General features: G+C 45.0%; 20 protein-coding genes and 1 pseudogene. 11 read left to right on the plus strand and 10 right to left on the minus strand.

What is annotated here, in order from left to right:
• Positions 1-17: 17 nt before the first annotated feature.
• Positions 18-212, minus strand: a complete 195-nt coding sequence (locus NDI42_RS26205) for a hypothetical protein (RefSeq protein ID WP_190451193.1) — start codon at positions 210-212, stop codon at positions 18-20.
• A 124-nt stretch (positions 213-336) separates the two neighbouring features.
• Here NDI42_RS26205 and NDI42_RS26210 point away from each other — a divergent pair, with 124 nt between their 5' ends.
• Entirely contained in the window at positions 337-1635 is a 1299-nt protein-coding gene (locus tag NDI42_RS26210; RefSeq protein WP_190451195.1) for a WD40 repeat domain-containing protein, read from the plus strand.
• 35 nt (positions 1636-1670) lie between these two features.
• Here the strand turns inward: NDI42_RS26210 and NDI42_RS26215 are convergent, their stop codons facing one another.
• The 5 genes from NDI42_RS26215 to sufB all read right to left on the minus strand — a co-directional run bounded on the left by NDI42_RS26215 (position 1671) and on the right by sufB (position 7635).
• Positions 1671-2309: a Uma2 family endonuclease gene (locus NDI42_RS26215; RefSeq protein WP_190451197.1), complete on the minus strand. Its 639-nt coding sequence runs from the start codon at positions 2307-2309 to the stop codon at positions 1671-1673.
• 171 nt (positions 2310-2480) lie between these two features.
• A complete protein-coding gene (locus NDI42_RS26220) occupies positions 2481-3743 on the minus strand; it encodes a SufS family cysteine desulfurase (protein WP_190451198.1) in 1263 nt (420 codons plus the stop codon).
• Between the two features lie 98 nt (positions 3744-3841).
• Complete coding sequence (gene sufD / locus NDI42_RS26225) at positions 3842-5230, minus strand: Fe-S cluster assembly protein SufD (protein WP_190451200.1); 1389 nt, start codon at positions 5228-5230, stop codon at positions 3842-3844.
• The gene (gene sufC / locus NDI42_RS26230) at positions 5227-6018 is read right to left on the minus strand and encodes a Fe-S cluster assembly ATPase SufC (protein WP_190451202.1); all 792 of its coding nucleotides are present in this window, start codon (positions 6016-6018) and stop codon (positions 5227-5229) included. Before sufC ends, sufD begins: the two co-directional genes overlap by 4 nt.
• Before the next feature lie 177 nt (positions 6019-6195).
• Complete coding sequence (gene sufB / locus NDI42_RS26235) at positions 6196-7635, minus strand: Fe-S cluster assembly protein SufB (RefSeq protein ID WP_190412101.1); 1440 nt, start codon at positions 7633-7635, stop codon at positions 6196-6198.
• A gap of 196 nt (positions 7636-7831) precedes the next feature.
• Here sufB and sufR point away from each other — a divergent pair, with 196 nt between their 5' ends.
• The 3 genes from sufR (at position 7832) to NDI42_RS26250 (ending at position 10393) form a co-directional block, all read left to right on the plus strand.
• Positions 7832-8470: an iron-sulfur cluster biosynthesis transcriptional regulator SufR gene (sufR, locus tag NDI42_RS26240; RefSeq protein WP_190451223.1), complete on the plus strand. Its 639-nt coding sequence runs from the start codon at positions 7832-7834 to the stop codon at positions 8468-8470.
• A 12-nt stretch (positions 8471-8482) separates the two neighbouring features.
• A complete protein-coding gene (locus NDI42_RS26245) occupies positions 8483-8740 on the plus strand; it encodes a hypothetical protein (RefSeq protein ID WP_190451204.1) in 258 nt (85 codons plus the stop codon).
• A 96-nt stretch (positions 8741-8836) separates the two neighbouring features.
• A complete protein-coding gene (locus NDI42_RS26250; RefSeq protein ID WP_242017469.1) occupies positions 8837-10393 on the plus strand; it encodes a pentapeptide repeat-containing protein in 1557 nt (518 codons plus the stop codon).
• Between the two features lie 105 nt (positions 10394-10498).
• Here the strand turns inward: NDI42_RS26250 and NDI42_RS26255 are convergent, their stop codons facing one another.
• Positions 10499-10729, minus strand: a complete 231-nt coding sequence (locus NDI42_RS26255; protein WP_190451206.1) for a DUF2281 domain-containing protein — start codon at positions 10727-10729, stop codon at positions 10499-10501.
• A gap of 132 nt (positions 10730-10861) precedes the next feature.
• Here NDI42_RS26255 and NDI42_RS26260 point away from each other — a divergent pair, with 132 nt between their 5' ends.
• The 5 genes from NDI42_RS26260 to era all read left to right on the plus strand — a co-directional run bounded on the left by NDI42_RS26260 (position 10862) and on the right by era (position 14570).
• Positions 10862-11125 (plus strand): hypothetical protein, encoded by a 264-nt coding sequence (locus NDI42_RS26260; protein ID WP_190451209.1) that lies wholly within the window; start codon positions 10862-10864, stop codon positions 11123-11125.
• Positions 11109-11543, plus strand: coding sequence for a PIN domain-containing protein (locus tag NDI42_RS26265; protein WP_190451211.1), 435 nt, complete (start codon positions 11109-11111; stop codon positions 11541-11543). The genes NDI42_RS26260 and NDI42_RS26265 overlap by 17 nt, the downstream gene beginning before the upstream one ends.
• A 65-nt stretch (positions 11544-11608) precedes the next feature.
• Positions 11609-12247 (plus strand): histidine phosphatase family protein, encoded by a 639-nt coding sequence (locus NDI42_RS26270; protein ID WP_190451213.1) that lies wholly within the window; start codon positions 11609-11611, stop codon positions 12245-12247.
• 181 nt (positions 12248-12428) lie between these two features.
• Positions 12429-13556, plus strand: a complete 1128-nt coding sequence (locus NDI42_RS26275; RefSeq protein WP_190451215.1) for a succinylglutamate desuccinylase/aspartoacylase family protein — start codon at positions 12429-12431, stop codon at positions 13554-13556.
• Complete coding sequence (gene era, locus NDI42_RS26280) at positions 13557-14570, plus strand: GTPase Era (protein ID WP_399315848.1); 1014 nt, start codon at positions 13557-13559, stop codon at positions 14568-14570.
• A gap of 142 nt (positions 14571-14712) precedes the next feature.
• Here era and purB read toward each other — a convergent pair whose 3' ends face one another.
• The 3 genes from purB to NDI42_RS26295 form a co-directional block, all read right to left on the minus strand.
• Positions 14713-16008 (minus strand): adenylosuccinate lyase, encoded by a 1296-nt coding sequence (gene purB, locus NDI42_RS26285; RefSeq protein WP_190451217.1) that lies wholly within the window; start codon positions 16006-16008, stop codon positions 14713-14715.
• A gap of 54 nt (positions 16009-16062) precedes the next feature.
• On the minus strand, positions 16063-16710 hold the full coding sequence (locus NDI42_RS26290) for a Uma2 family endonuclease (RefSeq protein WP_190451219.1): 648 nt from the start codon (positions 16708-16710) through the stop codon (positions 16063-16065).
• A gap of 156 nt (positions 16711-16866) precedes the next feature.
• Positions 16867-18399: a YifB family Mg chelatase-like AAA ATPase gene (locus tag NDI42_RS26295; RefSeq protein WP_190451221.1), complete on the minus strand. Its 1533-nt coding sequence runs from the start codon at positions 18397-18399 to the stop codon at positions 16867-16869.
• Between the two features lie 104 nt (positions 18400-18503).
• Here NDI42_RS26295 and NDI42_RS26300 point away from each other — a divergent pair, with 104 nt between their 5' ends.
• Together NDI42_RS26300 and NDI42_RS26305 are read left to right on the plus strand one after the other, a co-directional pair.
• On the plus strand, positions 18504-18854 hold the full coding sequence (locus NDI42_RS26300; RefSeq protein WP_190440056.1) for a histidine triad nucleotide-binding protein: 351 nt from the start codon (positions 18504-18506) through the stop codon (positions 18852-18854).
• Positions 18855-18980: 126 nt separating this feature from the next.
• A pseudogene (locus NDI42_RS26305) lies at positions 18981-19177 on the plus strand (photosystem II q(b) protein); the annotation flags it as partial.

Raw genomic sequence — 19177 nt, forward strand, 5'->3', positions numbered from 1 at the left:
ATGAACTCCGGCTCAGTTCAGCCAATGAGATAAGCAAGGGTTATGAATAACGGGTAGCAATCGCCTTTGTTCAGTCCCCATAGTACCCCAGCGATGACTTTTGCAAGAGGTCTTGTGATGTTGTGGTGGAGAATGCGATCGCTTCTGTGATGTGGTAGTGGAGAATGCGATCGCTTCTGTGATGTGGTAGTGGAGAATGCGATCGCGATCACATTGCTTGCTTTAATTAATAAACTGTGGGTGCCTTATCCGTAATTTCTACATTGCCTTACTATCTTGTAATCATTTAATATTTGCTTGTGTTTATTGAAACAACAATATAGGTGTAGATAAATTATGACTCAACAATGGTATTATGCACACGCATTTAACGGTCATTCAGGTTGGTTTGGGGGAGTTCGCTCAGTTGCAACCAGCCCTGATAGTCAGGTTATAGCAAGTGGTAGTGATGACAATACTATCAAATTATGGGATTTAAATACTGGACAAGAAAAACTTACTCTATCTGGACATTCAAGTGCTGTTCGTTCGGTTACTTTTAGTCGTGATGGACGAAATCTTGCCAGTGGTAGTGACGATAAAACTATAAAGCTATGGGACTTAAGAACTGCCAGAGCCATTCATACTTTGCACGGACATTCTAAATCAGTCACAACAGTTGCCATTAGCTGTGATGGAAAATTCCTTATAAGTGGTAGTGATGACAATACTGTTAAAGTATGGTGTTTGGAAAGTTGTAAAGAAGTGACTACTCTATCTGGACACTCTAATTACATTCAGTCCGTTGCCATCAGCCCTGATGGTAAACTGATTGCTAGCAGTAGTTGTGACAATACAATCAAAATATGGGCATTAAGGAATGGACAAGAAAAACTTACGCTATCTGGACATTCAAGTGCTGTTCGTACAATTGCTTTCACTTGTAACGGAAAGGGACTTGTTAGTGGCAGTGATGATAAAACCATAAAAATATGGCATCTAGAAACTGGAAGATTAGTCCAGACACTTTCAGGACATTCAGGCAATGTTTGGTCTGTTTCTATTAGTCCTGATGGTCAAACCCTTGCTAGTAGTAGCGATGACAAAAAAATCAAACTTTGGCGTTTGATAAATGGGGAACTCGTTTCTACTATTTCTGGACATTCAGCAGGAATTAGTTCAATTGCATTTTGTGCTGGTGGTCAAGTGCTTGCCAGTAGTAGTTGGGATAAGACAGTCAAACTTTGGTTATCTGAAACAGCTTTACCAAAATTTAATGTAGCAAAGTGGGTTTCAGGTATGTTTGGTCTAAAACAGAACCAACCAATATCAACAGTACCGAATTTTATTCTTTTAAAAGCACAAGAAAATATAGCTAAAGAAGCAGAGGAACAGCATCGCCGAGAGGAACAGCGTCGCCTAGAAGAACAGCGCGTTCAAGAGTGGCGTCGCCAAGAGAAGCAGCGTCGCATACAAGAACAGTATCAAAGTGAAGAACAGAGTCGCAAAGCTGAACAGAATGCAAAAATTGCTTGGGGTGTAACTAAAGCAACTTGGAACGCTGTGGGTAATGTTGTCAACAAAGACTATGTTAAAGGCTACAAGCGCAAAGATGGAACTTACGTTAAAGGTCACTATCGACGTAAGCATAACTAGGTCTCCCCTCAGCAAGTGGGGTGGCATTGCCCACCCTATCTAGTGGCTATTTTATCTCTCACCCAAGCTCGAAATGATTTTAACAGCGCAATTTCTCCCACAGTTTTACTTTGCTCGATAAACTTGCTGATTTCATTTACCGATACTAGGAAAAAGGTAATGCTTAATTCAGACTCAATATATTTTCCTTCTGTTAGCTGATAAAATTTTAAATTTCCTCCGTCATATCTCCAGAGTTCAGTGACTCCCAGCGCTGAGTAAATATCAAACTTGTTAACAGAACTGCTGGTAATATCGATTTCAATTGCTAAATCTGGCGGCGGATCGGTTTCTAAATCGAGTTTTTGCTTACCTCTGACTGCTAGTTCGTTTTGGATATAGTAACAATTATCTGGTTCTATGCCTCGATTGGCTATTTGTCGTTTCAAAGTAGTAGAACCAGCGCTTTTTATTTCAATATCTAGTTCTTCAGCTAAGGCAAAGATTAAGCGGTCAAATTGAATTTTGGGGTTTTCATGTTCAAAAAGCGGGGTCATAAGTTCTAGAGTGCTTCCGTCATAAGCAAACCGCCAGCCTCTATCCTCACCTGTTTCTATCAGCAAGGCTTCTAAAGTTTCCCAGCTGATGCTGGGTAGCACGGTTCTTTGTTCTGCTGGAATAGAGGTTGTAATCATACTTTGAATTACTCAATTTTCTAGCATTACACTTGAAGGGGAGGTTGAAACCGCAGCTACACCAGACAAAACCTGCGTAAGCAGGTTTCAAAACTTTGGGTTTTTGTAAGTTCGCCTGCACGGACTTAGTTTGTGTAGCCACGAATTATATTCGCCAGGGCTTAAGTTGACTTAGCCGAAGATACTGCCAAAAAATTCGACAGCTTCTTTTAAAGATGCGATGAAAACGTCAATTTCTTCGCGGGTGTTGTAGAAATACAAACTCGCCCGTGCAGTAGATTGTACTTTCAAGTAACGGTGTAAGGGTTGGGTGCAGTGGTGTCCGGCGCGAATGGCGATGCCAGCTTGATCTAAGATGGTGGATAAGTCGTGAGGGTGGACATCTCCAGCGGTGAATGCAGCGAGTGCAGCTCTACCTTCTCCAGTGCTGGTGGGTTGTGGCCCATAGGTTTTAATTTCTGGGATTTGCTGCAACTGTTGGAAGAGATAAGCTGTTAATTCGGCTTCGTAGGTATGGATATTTTTCATACCAATGCCACTAAGATAATCTACAGCAGCACCGAGAGCGATCGCTTCCCCAATTGATGGCGTTCCGGCTTCAAACTTATGCGGTAAATCTGCATAAGTAGCATGGTCGAGGAACACATCCGCAATCATCTCCCCACCGCCTAAGAAGGGAGGCATGGAACGCAGTAAGTCTAGCTTACCGTAGAGAAAGCCAATCCCAGTCGGGGCGCACATTTTGTGACCGGAGGCGACTAGCCAATCGCAGTCTACCGCTTGCACGTTTAACACCATGTGAGGTGCAGCTTGGCAAGCGTCAATTAAGACTTTGGCACCGTATTTGTGAGCGATTTCGGTTATCGATTTAACTGGGTTAATACATCCCAATGTGTTAGAAACATAAACAGTGCTAACCAGTTTTGTTTTGTCGGAAATTAGAGATTTAAAGTGTTCTAAATCAAACATTCCGTCTGGTGTTAGTTCTACAAACTTCAGCACCGCGCCCGTTCTTTGCGCTACGAACTGCCAAGGAATTAGATTGCTATGGTGTTCCATTACGGAGAGGATGATTTCATCCCCTCGCTGCAAATTGTTCATCCCCCAACTGTAAGCGATTAAGTTAATCGCTTCGCTGGCGTTGCGGGTGTAGATAATTTCCTGACGCGAGGCTGCATTTACGAAAGCAGCAACTTTGTCTCTAGCACCTTCATAAGCGTCTGTAGCTTTAGCGCTAAGTGTGTGAACACCCCGGTGTACGTTTGAATTGTACTGCTCATAGTAATCCCGAATGGCGTTTAGCACCGCCAGAGGTTTTTGGGATGTGGCAGCATTGTCTAGATAAACTAGGGGTTTGCCGTTGACTTCTTGGTGCAGAATTGGGAAATCTGCACGGACTTTATCGGCTAGTGTTCTGTCTTTGGTGAGAGTCATTGGTAATTGGTAATTGGTAATTGATGATTGGTAATTGGTAACTGGTAAAAGTTATTTCTTCAAAATTCCATTACCCATTACCTCTTACCTATTCCACACTATTCGACTGTTCTACAAGCAACACATTGAGAGAGGCTTGTTTGCAAAGAAGCGATGGGAATTTGGTTGATAATTTCTATAGCAAAAGCGTCAACTAACAAGTTGTTAGCACTCGCTTTGTCTAAACCGCGACTTTGCAGGTAAAAGACTTCATCATCATCTAACTGACTTACTGTTGCCCCGTGAGTACATTTCACGTTATCGGCAATGATTTCCAGTTGGGGTTTAGTATCGACTCTCGCTTTGGGGGACAACAGCAAGTTACGATTTAATTGTCCGGCATCCGTCAATTGTGCTGCTTTGGCAACAAAGACTTTCCCGTTAAATACGGAATGAGCTTTATCAGCCACAATACACTTTTGTAATTGACGAGTTATGCTGTGAGGATGGTTGAGAATAATCGCGCTGTGAGTATCGCCAATCTGTTCCCCAGAAATCATAGTTAAACCATTGAGGGTAGTTTCAGTTTGTTCGCCCAACTGATAAATTTCTAAGTTGTGGCGGGATATTTTGCCACCCAAACTCACTGAATTGCAAGTGTAGCGGCTGTTGCGGGATTGCGCGATCGCACTCTTGCCAATATGAAACGCTGCGCCACTATCTCGTTGAATCCGGTTGTGGCGAACTTCAGCATTTTCTTCTACCCAAATCTCTGTAACCGTATTGATTAAGTACGGATGAGTTTTATCTGCACACCAGTCGCCGACTGGCAGATAATCTTCTATCAGAGTTACTTGAGAGTTCGGTTCAGCGACGACCAAACAGCGTGGTTGAGAGAGAGTAGGGCGATCGCTAAAAGTAGACAGAAACAGCAAATGAATCGGTGTTTCTACTACCACATTCTTCGCTACCCACACTACAGCAGCATCAGTTAAGCCTGCCGTATTCAGGGCGGTGAATACCTCATCAAAACCCTTTTGCTGGGCGAAATAATTATCGATGCGAGTGCGATAAGTTATTGGCAGTTGGGCTAAATTCCCGGCAAATATCCCATCTGGCAAATTGGCAACAGATGACAGCGCAGGTGCATAAACCCCGTTAACGAAAACTAGACGGCTTTCGGCTGCTTCTGCTAAAGTTAATCCTTCAATTGCTGACTGGGGTACGTCCGCAGATTTCGCAGCTTGGAAAGACAACTTTAATAGAGGTGAAATGTCTGTAACACGCCACTCTTCATCGCGGGTAGTGGGAAACTTGAGATGAGGTAGCCAGGAAGCAGCGCGATCGCGTAATTCTTGCAACCAGCCAACCATCTCTGGATCGAGTAACTGTAATTCTTGACTGCGAGACAAGTTTAACAACTCAACCAGCTTGGCATCTCGATTAGTCGCAGCAGGCTTTAACCCTACTTCTTCTGGATTGGGAATAGAAGTTACTTGAATTGTCATTTTGCACCCACCTCAGCTGCTTCTTCTTCCCTTACCCACTCATAACCGCGAGATTCCAATTCCAACGCCAATTCTTTACCACCACTGGTAATAATTCGTCCGGCTTCCATGACGTGAACGAAATCTGGCACGATGTAATTCAGTAGCCGCTGATAGTGAGTAATCACCAGCATCGCATTTTCTGCATTTGCCAGCTGATTCACACCATCCGCTACAATCTTCAGCGCGTCAATATCCAACCCTGAATCCGTTTCATCCAAAATTGCTAACTTTGGTTCTAGCAGTGCCATTTGCAGAATCTCGTTCCGCTTCTTCTCACCACCAGAAAAACCTTCATTCACGCTGCGGCTAAGAAAAGCAGGATTCATCTTTACGACATCCAGCTTTTCATGCACCAACTCATCAAAATCAAAAGCATCCAATTCCTCTAATCCCTCAGCCTTGCGACGGGAATTATAGGCAACTCTGAGGAAATCCACATTACTAACACCAGGAATTTCCAAAGGATATTGAAAAGCCAGAAATATCCCAGCCCTAGCACGTTCTTCTGCTTCCATTTCCAGAAGATTTTGCCCCCGGAAAATTACCTCGCCGCCCGTCACCTTATACGCCGGATGTCCAGCCAAAACCTTAGAAAAGGTGCTTTTTCCAGAACCATTTGGCCCCATAATGGCATGGATTTCTCCCGCCTTTACTTCCAGATTCAAACCCTTAAGAATCGGAGTTTCATCAACATTTGCCGTGAGATCCCGAACTGATAGGATCACCTCACTATTTTCAATAATCATGTTTCCTCTCTTCTTCCTCTATGCCTTTTCCTCGTTCCCAGGCTGAGCCTGGGAATGCCCTCCGGGAGGCTCTGCCTCCCACCATATATGAGGCAGAGCCTCCCCTCCTGCCAGAATATATGAGGCAGAGCCTCACTCTCGTTCCCAGGCTCAGCCTGGGAACGAGAGTGAGGTAAATTAGCCTACACTGCCTTCTAACTTCATGCTCAACAACCTATCAGCTTCTACAGCAAATTCCATCGGCAGCTGATTAAACACATCCTTACAGAAGCCGCTAATCATCATCGAAATAGCATCTTCTGCGGAAATGCCCCGCTGCGAGAAAAAGAACAGCTGTTCTTCCCCAATTTTCGAGGTAGAAGCTTCATGTTCCACTTTTCCGGTGTTATTCTGCACCTGGATATAAGGGAAAGTATTCGCTTGAGCATTATCGCCAATCAGCATCGAGTCGCACTGAGAATAATTTCTCGCACCCTTTGCTTTGGGGCCAATTTTCACCAAACCGCGATAGCTATTTGCCGACTTACCCGCCGAAATTCCCTTGGAAATAATCGTGCTGCGAGTGTTTTTGCCGATATGCACCATTTTGGTTCCGGTGTCGGCTTGCTGCATATGATTCGTCAGCGCAACGGAGTAAAATTCACCCACGGAATTATCGCCAACTAACACGCAGCTTGGATACTTCCAGGTAATCGCGGAACCCGTTTCTACCTGCGTCCAAGAAATCTTAGAATTGACTCCCTGACACAGCCCGCGCTTGGTGACAAAGTTGTAAATACCGCCTTTGCCGTTTTCGTCTCCGGGGTACCAGTTTTGTACCGTGGAGTATTTAATCTCAGCGTTGTCAAGGGCAACCAGTTCCACCACAGCTGCGTGCAGCTGGTTGGTGTCAAACATCGGTGCTGTGCAGCCTTCCAGATATGACACGGAGCTGCCTTCTTCGGCAATAATTAGCGTGCGCTCAAACTGCCCCGTATCGCCGCTGTTGATGCGGAAGTAGGTAGAGAGTTCCATCGGGCATTTGGTGCCTTTGGGGATGTAGACGAAGGAACCATCGCTAAATACGGCTGAGTTGAGGGCGGCGAAGTAATTATCTGCTACTGGCACAACACTGCCGAGGTACTTCTGCACCAGTTCTGGGTGTTCCCGCAAAGCTTCGGAGATGGAACAGAAGATCACGCCGTCTTTGGCTAGCTTCTCTTTAAATGTTGTGGCAACTGAAACACTATCGAAGATGGCATCTACGGCAACGTTAGATAACCGCTTTTGCTCTGAAAGCGAAATCCCTAGCTTCTCGTAGGCTTCTAACAAAGTTGGATCGACTTCATCTAGGCTACCCAGCTTTTTGGGCTTTTGCTTCGGCGCGGAGTAGTAGATGATGTCCTGGTAGTCAATAGCCGGATACTTGACATGAGGCCAAGTTGGCTCTGTCATCTTCAGCCATTGCCGATAGGCTTTGAGGCGAAACTCCAGCATGAACTCCGGTTCTTCTTTCTTGGCGGAGATCAGGCGAACAACGTCCTCACTAAGTCCGCGAGGAATGCTATCTGTTTCAATGTCTGTGACAAAGCCGTATTTATAGGGCTGATTGACTAAGGTTTTAACGCTAGCAGTCATTGATTAAGTGTTCTCTCGTGTTGTGGACAAACATCTGGTGGCTGGCAGGCGGGGGGCATGGGCGTCCAGAGTAGATCGCCCAGTCAAACTGCATTTACAATAGTAAAACAACATCTGTGTTGCTTTATTTCTATTTTAGGGTACTTTAGCAACTAGGATGTTGTCAAAGTCCTAAGGAGATTTTCTGACAATGACGATGGCGATCGCTAAGCAGCCTTCCACTAAGCAGGACATCTTGCAACATTTGCTCAAAATAGGTCAAGCCTCGGCGCAGGAGTTAGCGGATGCTTTGGAGATCAGCCCACAGGCGATCCGCCGCCATCTCAAGGATTTGGAGACAGAAGGGCTAATCGTCCATCAATCGGTGCCTGCGGCGATGGGACGCCCGCAGCACGTCTACGAGCTGAGTCAAGAAGGGCGCGATCGCTTCCCCAGCCGTTACGGAGAGTTTGCGGTTGATTTTCTAGACACCTTGACAGAAACGCTCGGTTATGAGCAAGCTAGCTCTGTCTTGAGAAAGCACTGGGAACGCAAGGCGATGGAATATCGAGTCAGACTGGGTAAGGGAAATTTGCGCGATCGCGTTGCCAAATTAGTTGAACTCCGCAAAGCTGAAGGTTATATGGCAGAGTGGTATCCCGTACAGGAAAGCGATTGTCAGTTTATCCTGACAGAACATAACTGCGCGATTTCTCACGTCGCCTCATCTTTCCCCAGCGTTTGCGGTCACGAATTAGAAATGTTTGCGGCTGCCTTGCAAAATTGTAAAGTAGAACGAACGCACTGGATTGTTAATGGAGAACATCGGTGCGGTTATTTAATTAAGGAACAGTAACTAATAATACTTATGACTCAATCACAGCAACCATCAGAACAATTTTTGACATACGAAGAAGCGGTCAAGGTAGACGCAGCACTGCTTCAAACTCATGAAAAGTTTTTGACAAGATTAACAATTTCATCCTTAAGAGTGTTGAAGCACATCGCCGAGGAGTACGGTGTTGTTATTGAAGATTTAACACCTGAGCAAATTATCGCTTGGTTTGAGAAGGATGCAAAAATTAGGCAAGAACAAGGAAGCGAAGCAGCATTTTTGAAGTGGTAAAATCTCTTATTAGATAGCCCAATACTGGCTTAGAAATAAAAGTTACAAAAATAAAATAATGTTTCCAAACTTGTAGTTAGCTGGAAATTAACGAATATGGCTGACAAAGAACAGGATATAGCGTCCCTGATATCGAAGATTGAACGCTTGGAAACCGAGTTAAATGTTCGCAAGCAAAACATTACCTGGCTTAAACACTATTTTGATGAACTAAAACAAAAATTCGACACTCGCCCTGAGTTGCAGCAGCTCGCACAGCTATCTAAGCAAGTCGCTTGTTTGCAACAACGTCACAAATTTACACAGCCAATAATTCCACCGTCTAGCGAATCGGTGGTAGACACATCTGATAGCTTGGCAAATGCGAATGTTTCTGAAACTGAGCAAGATGAGAAAATTGATCCATCTGCTCAACAGGAGCAAACAGTCACAGTTTTCAGCAATGAAAAATTCAAAGTAGCAAAGATGACTCTGGTACTGGGATATTTTGGAGATATGCTGCTAATCGAAGCTTATCTATCGGAAGAAAAGAGTCAGGAAAAGCCTATCAGTGCTGAAGAATTTTTGAAGCGCTATAACGAAGGACAAAGAGATTTTACTGGTATTAACTTAGCTGGAGCCAATTTAAGTGGAAGCGACCTGAGATATGGTTCCTTCAATCTGAGTAACGCCAACCTGAGTGGAGCTAATCTGAGTAATATTTATTGGGGTTCTGCCAACCTAAGTGGAGCTAATCTGAGTAATTCATTGCTATATGAGGCAAAACTGTCCTTAGATGTCAATTTGAGCAAAGCAATTCTGGAAAATGCAGACCTCCATAAAGCAGATTTGAGTTCGGCAAATCTACATCAGGCAAATCTACGCAAGGCAACTCTCAGCGGAGCCAATCTGCAAAGAACAGACTTAAGCGCAACTAACCTAAGCGAGGCAAACTTGTCTAGGGCATCTTTGAAATCAGCAAAATTGATGAGAGCTAACCTGAGTAATGCCAATCTGAGTCGAGTTAACTTGTTTGGGGCGGATATTGAAGGAGCAAATCTTCAAGGAGCAAATCTAAACCAAGCTCTTTATAATAACGCGACTTGGTTCCCTACAGGATTTGACCTTTTGGAAACAGGTGCTTGCTTGATTGGTTCGGGCGCTTCACTTCTAAAGGCAAACTTAGCTGGTGCTGACTTAAGTGAAAATAACCTTAGTGGAGCAGACTTGCAAGGAGCAAATCTAGCAAAAGTAAACCTGACTCAAGCCAATTTGAGTGGAGCTAATTTAAGTGAAGCAAACTTGAGTGAAGCAAACTTGAATTATGCGAACCTGACTGATGTTAATTGGCATGGGGCAAAGCTTCAAGGAGTCAATCTGAATTCCATAAACCTAAGCTGCGCCAATTTGAGGCAGGTTAATCTGAGTAAGGCAAGTTTAAGAGGTGCCAACCTGAGCGCCGCTGACTTAACTGAAGCAGATTTGCGAGGAGCAGAACTTATTAATGCCGACCTGCGTGGAGCAGACTTAGCTTTAGCAGACCTTCGGGCAGCAGATTTGCGGAATGCCAATCTATCAGGAGCAGGCTTGAGTGATGCCAATCTAGGTGGAGCCAACCTAGATGGAGCAAAGCTCAGTGGTGCCATTATGCCTGATGGTAAGGCTCACGAATAGACTTTGTAAATGTTTTGAAATAGCTGGAGTTGGAATTATGCGATCGCATTCTCCCCAAATTTACCCAGATCAAAACCAGCCTAGAATGTGACTACTGCGCGATCGCTACCACTGGATTTCTCCACGCGCTAGACGTTCCTCATAATCTTCTAAATTAGACAAATAATCGGAAAAATCTGATTTAGCGATTTCTATATTCTCGGTAAAGTGCATCGACAATGAAGAGCGATCGCTGCCTTTTTTTATCTGCAAAAAGTCTATAAAATCGTTAACTTCTTGGACAACCGACTCTGGAAGCTGGCGAATCTTGGCTATGGTTTCGTCATACACAGTCATTTTTCTTCCCTTATTGCCTTCACTTCATCATAGAAAAAATCTAATTGTATTGGGACGATCGCTCTCAACTGACCTCGGTGAAGACTAGCCTAGAATGTGACTACTGCGCGATCGCAACCGAGGGGGTGGAATATGAAGCAAGTAGCAGTGAGTGAATTACAGGAGAAAGCAGCCAAATACCTGACGGGTAGCGAACCTTTGGCAATAGAACATGATGGCGAAGTCGTAGGATACTATTACCCCAAGAAGCGGACAAAGCAGGAAGAACTCAACCGCAAACTAGATCGCTTGGGTGAGTTGGTTAGTAAAGCATTGGCTGAAACAGGCATGACTGAAGACGAATTTGCCGCTCTTTTCGATACAAGTAAGCCGTTTCCCTATGATTCTGATAGTTGACGCGAACATTCTGGTGGGGGAACTGCTGCGACAAAGGGGACGGGAGTTATTGCGACATCCAAGCCTCATACTTTACATCTCCGAAAAAGTTTTGGATGAAGCTCAATATGAGTTAAGGCGACGGATGACGGAAAGAATAAATAGAGGTCTTAGTGAAGCGATAGGACAGGGGATTCTGGATGAAGCAATGAGCATAATTGAGGCTGATATCAGACTGGTTGCTCAATCAAATTACATCCACCTAGAGACGGAAGCGAGAAATCGCATACCCAGAGATCCTGATGATTGGCATACAGTCGCTTTAGCTTTGGAAATGGATGCGGCGATTTGGACTCAAGATTGTGATTTTCTTGGGTGTGGGTGTGCGACTTGGACGGCAGAAACTTTGCTGATACAGATGAGGACTGTTGGAATTTGAAGGGATAATGCGCTTCTCTCACATTTCACCTAAAATTAGCGTGGAAAATAGCGAGAGCAATTACCTTGAGTCTAAAGCTTTATTTCCTCCGCCACGGACAGACAGACCGCAGCCGAGATAATGTTTTCTGCGGTTCCATAGATCCAGATTTGACGCCAGATGGTCTAGAGATGGCAAAAGCTTTTGCTGCTGCTTATAGTTCCCTACCCTGGAATGCTATTTTTTGTAGTCCGATGCGGCGTACCGTAGCAACTGCAAAACCGCTGTGTGAAGCTGTGGGGATGCAGATGCAATTGCGGGACGGTTTGAAAGAGATTAACTATGGCAAGTGGGAAGGAAAAACTGTAGCAACAGTTGACCGCGAGTATCACGATGATTATATTCGCTGGACTGCCGATCCCGCTTGGTATCCGCCGACTGAGGGAGAATTAGCAGTAGCGATCGCTCACCGTTCGTTACAAGTGATTGAAGAAATCAAGCAGCAGTTTAACAACGGCAATGTTTTGATTGTTGCACACAAAGCTACTATCCGGATTATGCTGTGTAGCTTGCTGGGAATTGATGTGGGACGCTTTCGCTTTCGCTTGGGATGTCCCGTGGGTTCGGTCAGTATAGTAGAGTTTGGCGCTCATGGGCCGTTACTTCATGCTTTAAGCGATCGCATTCATTTAGATGAGCGTTTGCGTACCTTACCCGGTACATGATTTGTTTACAAGTTACCAGGCGATGTTCGTAATCGCGGCTATACAGACAAAGTTTGCCTATGTGCTTACGCGCACGCTACGCTAACGCAGATTTTAGTATTAAAATCTTCGTCAAGCAAATTTCGTCTGTGTAGCCGCGATTTCCCTTCGCAAAGGCATATTAGTGTAATATATTCTATCCATGAATCCCACGATTTTTACAATTCCAATTCAGCAACTTGCTTCAGGCGATCGCTTATCGATTCAAGTTTATAAATTCATCAGTGCTAACCCCGGCAAAAAGGCATACTTACAAGCTAATCTGCACGGTGCGGAAATTGTTGGGAATGCCGTTATTCAGCAACTAATTGAATTTTTACTAACAATAGATGACACTCAGTTGCACGGTGAAATTTGGTTGGTTCCCGTCTGCAACCCAGTCAGCACCAATCAGCGGACTCATTATTTTTCTACTGGTCGGTACAATCCCAGCGACGGCAAAGATTGGAATCGCATCTTTTGGGACTTTGAAAAAGAATGTGATGATTTAGAAGAATTTGCCAAATCTCACATCCATCTTGATATTGATGCTATACGGAAGGAATATTTTAAACGCATTAAAACCAGTTTTGACAAACTTTTAGAAAAAATCAACTCTCCCAGTGGAGTGCCATTTAATGAACGATACCGCTATCAACTACAATCTTTATGTATCGATGCAGATTATGTAATTGATATCCACAGTTCCTCTAATCAAGCTATAGATTATTTGTATGGCTTCTGGCGTAGAGAAGAAAGTGCTAAATATTTTCTTTTGGATTATGGGATTTTACTTGACGAATATGATGGAGATGCTTTTGATGAAGCATTTATCAAGCCGTGGTTAGCGCTGGAAGATCATCTGGAAAAGCTGGGAAACAAAATCAGATTTGATATAGACTCTTGGACGCTGGAACTGGGTTCGGGAATGCAAATGAATCCAGAGTCGGTAACGAAAGGAGGTCGAGGAATCAAAAATTACTTGGCACAAAAAGGTATGTTAGCAATTTCTGGCTTTCCGTTGTCTGAAACTGCATCTGAGAAAATAACTTTTGTGTCCAAAAGTACGATTATCAAATACTATGCTCCAGTAGGGGGCATGATTCAAGCAAGAGTTGCGCTAGGTACTTCAGTAAAGGCTGGAGACAAACTTTACCAGGTTATAAATTTTAACAAACAAGACGAGTTCCCGATAGTGATTGATATCTGTGCTGAAAAAGCTGGTTTAGTGTTTGATGTCTCGACGAATCATGCGGTTAACGAAGGAGAATATGTATTATCAGTGATGTAGGTGTTCTCAAGAAACGCACGGATTATGGAAGATGGCACGACGACAGACGCGACATTCGATACCAATCAGGGTGAAATTTTAAGTGAGGTTGCCGGATTTAGCATTCCCCAAGCACCAGACGGGTTTAAGTCAGGATTTATTGGCATTATCGGACGTCCCAATGTCGGTAAATCGACACTGATGAATCAGTTGGTGGGACAAAAAATTGCTATAACTTCGCCAGTGGCGCAGACGACGCGAAATCGACTCCGGGGAATTCTGACAACACCGGAAGCGCAGATAATCTTTGTAGATACGCCAGGGATTCACAAACCGCATCACCAATTAGGGGAAGTGTTGGTAAAAAATGCCCAAATTGCGATAAATTCAGTTGATGTGGTGCTGTTTGTGGTGGATGGTTCGCAAGAAGCAGGAGGAGGCGATCGCTACATTGTCGATCTTCTAGAGCGAACAGAAACACCTGTTATTCTGGGATTGAACAAAATTGACCAACAACAGAGCGATTCTGAATGGTTGGATGATAGTTACACTAAACTGGCGGAACCTCACAACTGGGAGATTGTGAAATTTTCGGCGCTGACTGGCGACGGAATGGAGGGGTTGCAGCAAGTATTATGCGATCGCTTAGAAACTGGCCCTTATTACTATCCTCCAGATTTAGTCACCGATCAACCAGAACGCTTCATCATGGGGGAACTGATCCGCGAACAAATTTTGCTCTTAACTCGCGAAGAAGTTCCCCACTCAGTAGCAGTCACAATTGACAGAGTAGAAGAAGAACCTACCATTACCCGCCTTCTCGCCACCATCTACGTTGAACGTCCCTCCCAAAAGGGGATTTTGATTGGCAAAGGAGGTACTATGCTCAAAGCCATTGGCAGCGATGCTCGTCAACAAATCCAAAAATTAATTGCTGGTAAAGTTTATTTGGAGTTGTTTGTTAAAGTGCAGCCGAAATGGAGGCAATCTCGACTACATCTATTAGAGTTGGGGTACAGAGTAGAACAGGAATGAACCGCGAATACGCTGCATAGCGCGAAGGGAGAAACAGAAGGGTTTTCTTCTTCTTGTTTCTTCCTTCCTGTCCTAAGCGCTAACGCGCTGGCTACGCCAACGCGCCTAAGCGCTAACGCGCCGGCTCCGCCAACGCGGTTTATTAAATCTCCAAACGTTGATAAATCTCCTCTAAATGCTGCAAATGGTGCTGCGGAGCGAAACACGCCTCAACTTCTTCAGTTGAAAGATGCTGTGTAACGCGACTATCGTTAGCAATCAAATCGTGAAAATTACCTTCTGGTTTGTTCCAAGCTTGATGAGCGCAAGACTGCACAATTGCATAAGCGTCCTCGCGACTGACTCCTTTTTCTACCAGAGTTAGCATCACCCGTTGGCTGAAGACAACGCCGCCGTAGACGTTCATATTTCGCTCCATGTTTTCGGGATAAACCAACAGGTTTTTCACCAAGTCGGTGATTTCCACTAACATGAAGTGAGTTATGGTGCAGGAATCTGGCAAAATCATCCGTTCCACGGAACTGTGAGAAATATCCCGTTCGTGCCAGAGTGCAACATTTTCCAAAGCGGCGACAGCATGACCCCGGACAACTCGCGCCATTCCGGTGAGGCGTTCTGAGCGAATTGGGTTGCGTTTGTGAGGCATTGCTGAGGAGCCTTTTTGTCCTTTGGAGAAGAATTCTTCAACTTCCAGAACGTCTGTGCGTTGCAGGTTGCGAATTTCGACAGCGAAGCGTTCAATTGTTGCAGCCACTAAAGCTAAGGTTTGTACAAAGTCGGCGTGGCGATCGCGTGAAATTACCTGAGTTGATGCGGTATCGGGTTCGAGTCCGAGTTTCTGACAAGCGATCGCTTCTACTCTCGGCTCAATATTGGCATAAGTTCCCACCGCTCCGGAAATCTTCCCAACCGCAACTTCTTTGCGAAGCCGGAGGAGGCGATCACGCGATCGCATTACTTCCGCCAACCATCCCGCCAGCTTAAAGCCAAACGTAATCGGTTCCGCGTGAATGCCGTGAGAACGTCCAATCATCACCGTATTTTTATGCTGCTGCGCCTGCTGGCGAATTGCTGCAATCAAATCCTCGGTTCGTTGCAGCAGCACATCCAAACTCGCTACCATTTGCAGCGCCAATGCCGTATCCAGCACATCGGAACTGGTTAATCCCAGGTGAATGTAGCGTCCCGCATCCCCTACATATTCGTTGACATTTGTCAAGAAGGCGATCATATCGTGGCGGACTTCAGCCTCAATTTCCAGTACCCGCTTCGGGTCAAAATCAGCCTTGGCCTTAATTTCCTCCACCGCCTGGGTTGGAATATAACCCAGTTCAGCTTGGGCTTCACAGACTGCAATTTCAACCTGGAGCCACGTCTTCAGTTTATAGGTATCAGTCCATAGATTGCCCATTTCAGGCAACGTATAACGCTCGATCACAGCAAGTGTCGCAGAATACAACTGTCATATTGTACCTCTTGCTACTCTTGCTAACTACGATAGAGACTGAATTTGGTTGATTAGCCAAGCATACAATTGACTGCGACCCGTTTCACGACCCCTTCGTAAAGCTTCTTCAAGTAGGGTAAAAGTTAAAGACGGCAAAACTTGAGACTGGGTAATTTGCCTACTTCCATTATCAGCAATTGCAAAACAAATCAATTGTGCCTGACGTACATTTACCACCCAATATTCAGCAACTCCCAGTCTTTCATAGAGCATTCGCTTGCTGCCTATATCATCTGAAAAAGAAGTTTTAGAAATTTCAATTACTAAATCTGGTGGCGGGTAAGTATCTAAATCAACAATAGTTGTATCAGGGGGAATAATTTCGGCGTTTTTACCAATGTAAAATGCTAAATCTGGTTGAGCTTCGGCCTCTCCAGTTTTTCTAAAAGTACAGTTAGTTACTCCACTGATGGGGATGGCTCTGATACCACTGAATATGGCAACTGCATATCCAATAGAGAAGTTATCGTAGGAGTGGTCGTAGCCTTGGGGAGTCATCTCTATCCGTAGTTGTCTATTGTGGTAATAGTATTTAGCTTTTTCTAGTTGTGGATCTGCACTAGCTTGTATGTACTCATCCCAAGTAGCGAGCGCCCATTCATTTATTGGTAATTTGGTTTGTAAGTTACTCATTGATTACTTGAGCAAATTCACAGTATTAGTACCTGGATATCGGAACTGCACCCCATTCCAACCTTCATCGGTAAGAGTCACATCATAATGACTATTACCGGATTCATTCATCTTTTTATTCATCCCAACTTGCCGAGAAACACAAATATATTATAATCACTGCATTCTATCTATTGTACGGTATTGAATTGCTTCCGCAACATGATGGGTTTTGAGGTCATCATCACCAGATAAATCGGCAATTGTCCGCGATACTTTGAGAATGCGATCGCTTGCTCTTGCCGATAAACCTAATTTCCGAATTGCTGCCTCTAATAAGTTGCGAGAAGCATCATCTAACTTGCAAAATTCTCTAAGGTGATGACTTTGCATTTGAGCATTGCAACCCACTTTAGATGTATCCTCTTTAAATCGAGTATGAGCGCGATCGCGTGCTACTTGCACTCTCGAACGCACTGGTGCAGAATCCTCGCCAGTCGGTTGTCGCGTAATTTCTTCCGGCTTCAAGCGATTAACTGCAACTTGCAAATCAATTCGATCCATCAAAGGGCCAGAAAGCTTCGCCCAGTATTGTTCTCGTTGTCGAGGCGAACAAGTGCAAGCTTGAATCGTATCGCCGTAGTAGCCGCACGGACAAGGATTTGTACTGGCAACTAAGGTAAACTGAGCAGGAAACGTTACAGATTGTTTTGTGCGGGAAATGGTGACAAAGCCATCTTCTAAAGGCTGACGTAGGAATTCCAGCACATCTCGCTTAAATTCCGTTAATTCATCCAGAAAAAGTACACCCCTGTGTGACAGAGAAATTTCCCCTGGACGCGGAAAACTGCCGCCGCCGACCAGGGAAGGGCCAGAAGCAGAATGGTGCGGACTGCGGTAAGGGCGATCGCTTACCAAAGATCCTCTATTCTTAAGTAAACCCGCAACAGAGTGAATTTGAGTAACTTCTAGAGCCTCGTCAAAACTTAACGGCGGTAGAATTCCTGGCAAACGTCGCGCTAACATCGTCTTACCACTACCAGGCGGCCCCACAAATATTAAGTTATGTCCCCCAGCAGCCGCAATTTCTAAGGCACGACGGGCATGAACTTGTCCTTTCACATCCTTCAAGTCTGCACCGCCCAAAACCGTTTTTGCCAACTCCTTTCTACCATCCAGCTGCATCGGCGTATAACGCTGTGGCGAATTCAAAAAGTCAGCTACTTGCGATAAATTTTTGAACCCATACACCGCCAACCCTTGCACAACTGCTGCTTCCCGCGCATTACCGTCTGGAACCACTAAACCAGCAATTCCCAACCTTTGAGCCGCCGCCGCAATTGGCAGCACGCCAGCCACCGGACGCAAAGAGCCATCCAGGGAAACTTCCCCCAGAAACAAATAATCTCCTAACATCTGAGCGCTCACCTGCTCAGATGCAGCCATGATGCCTACACTAATTGGTAAATCAAAACTGGGGCCTTCCTTTCGCAAATCTGCGGGTGTCAGGTTAATGACAATTTTCTTCATTGGGAAGGCATAACCAGCATTTTTCAGCGCCGCCTTCACCCGCTCTTTTGACTCTTGAACTGCGGTATCTGGCAATCCTACCAGCACAGTTCCCGGCATTCCTGTTGATACATCGACTTCCACGCCCACTTTTACAGCATCGATACCAACGATAGATGCACTCCAAACTCTGGCAAGCATTGCAATCTCCGCGAAACTCTGAATCTTTTATTAGAGTTCCCGCGATCGCTTCAAGTTTATCGTCGGAGCGTAAAATGTCTGCAAGCACAGCTAACTAGATCAACATGACCCCATCCACAGACACAATATTTAGCAAGATTATCCGCCGGGAAATTCCCGCCGACATCGTTTATGAGGACGACTTAGCCCTCGCCTTCAAAGACATTCAGCCCCAGGCACCCGTTCACATCCTCGTCATTCCCAAAAAGCCTATACCCCAGCTTGCCGATGCCGAATCACAAGACCACGCCCTCATGGGTCATTTGTTATTGACTGTAAAGCGCGTTGCCGAACAAGCTGGACTCAGCAACGGCTATCGCGTCGTAATTAACAATGGCGACGATGGTGGGCAAACCGTACCCCACCTGCATTTACACATCCTGGGCAAACGCCAGATGAAATGGCCCCCAGGTTGAATCAGCAAGGGAAAAAAAATTTTTGTTGAAAAGCTTTACAAAACTCAATAGAAGGTTTAATCTAAATACAGGTAGAGAAAACACTACCTCAGAACCTTCAAAACTAAATCACGCAATCATAAACCAATGACCACAACCATTCAACGTCGCGAAAGCGCCAACGTATGGCAGCGGTTTTGTGAGTGGGTTACATCGACCGACAACCGCCTTTATGTAGGCTGGTTCGGCGTTCTGATGATCCCCACCCTGCTATCCGCAACCATCTGCTTCATCATCGCCTTCATCGCCGCTCCCCCAGTGGACATCGACGGTATCCGCGAACC

It is taken from the genome of Funiculus sociatus GB2-C1 (assembly GCF_039962115.1).
In the GTDB taxonomy this organism is placed as follows: Bacteria; Cyanobacteriota; Cyanobacteriia; order Cyanobacteriales; family FACHB-T130; genus Funiculus; species Funiculus sociatus.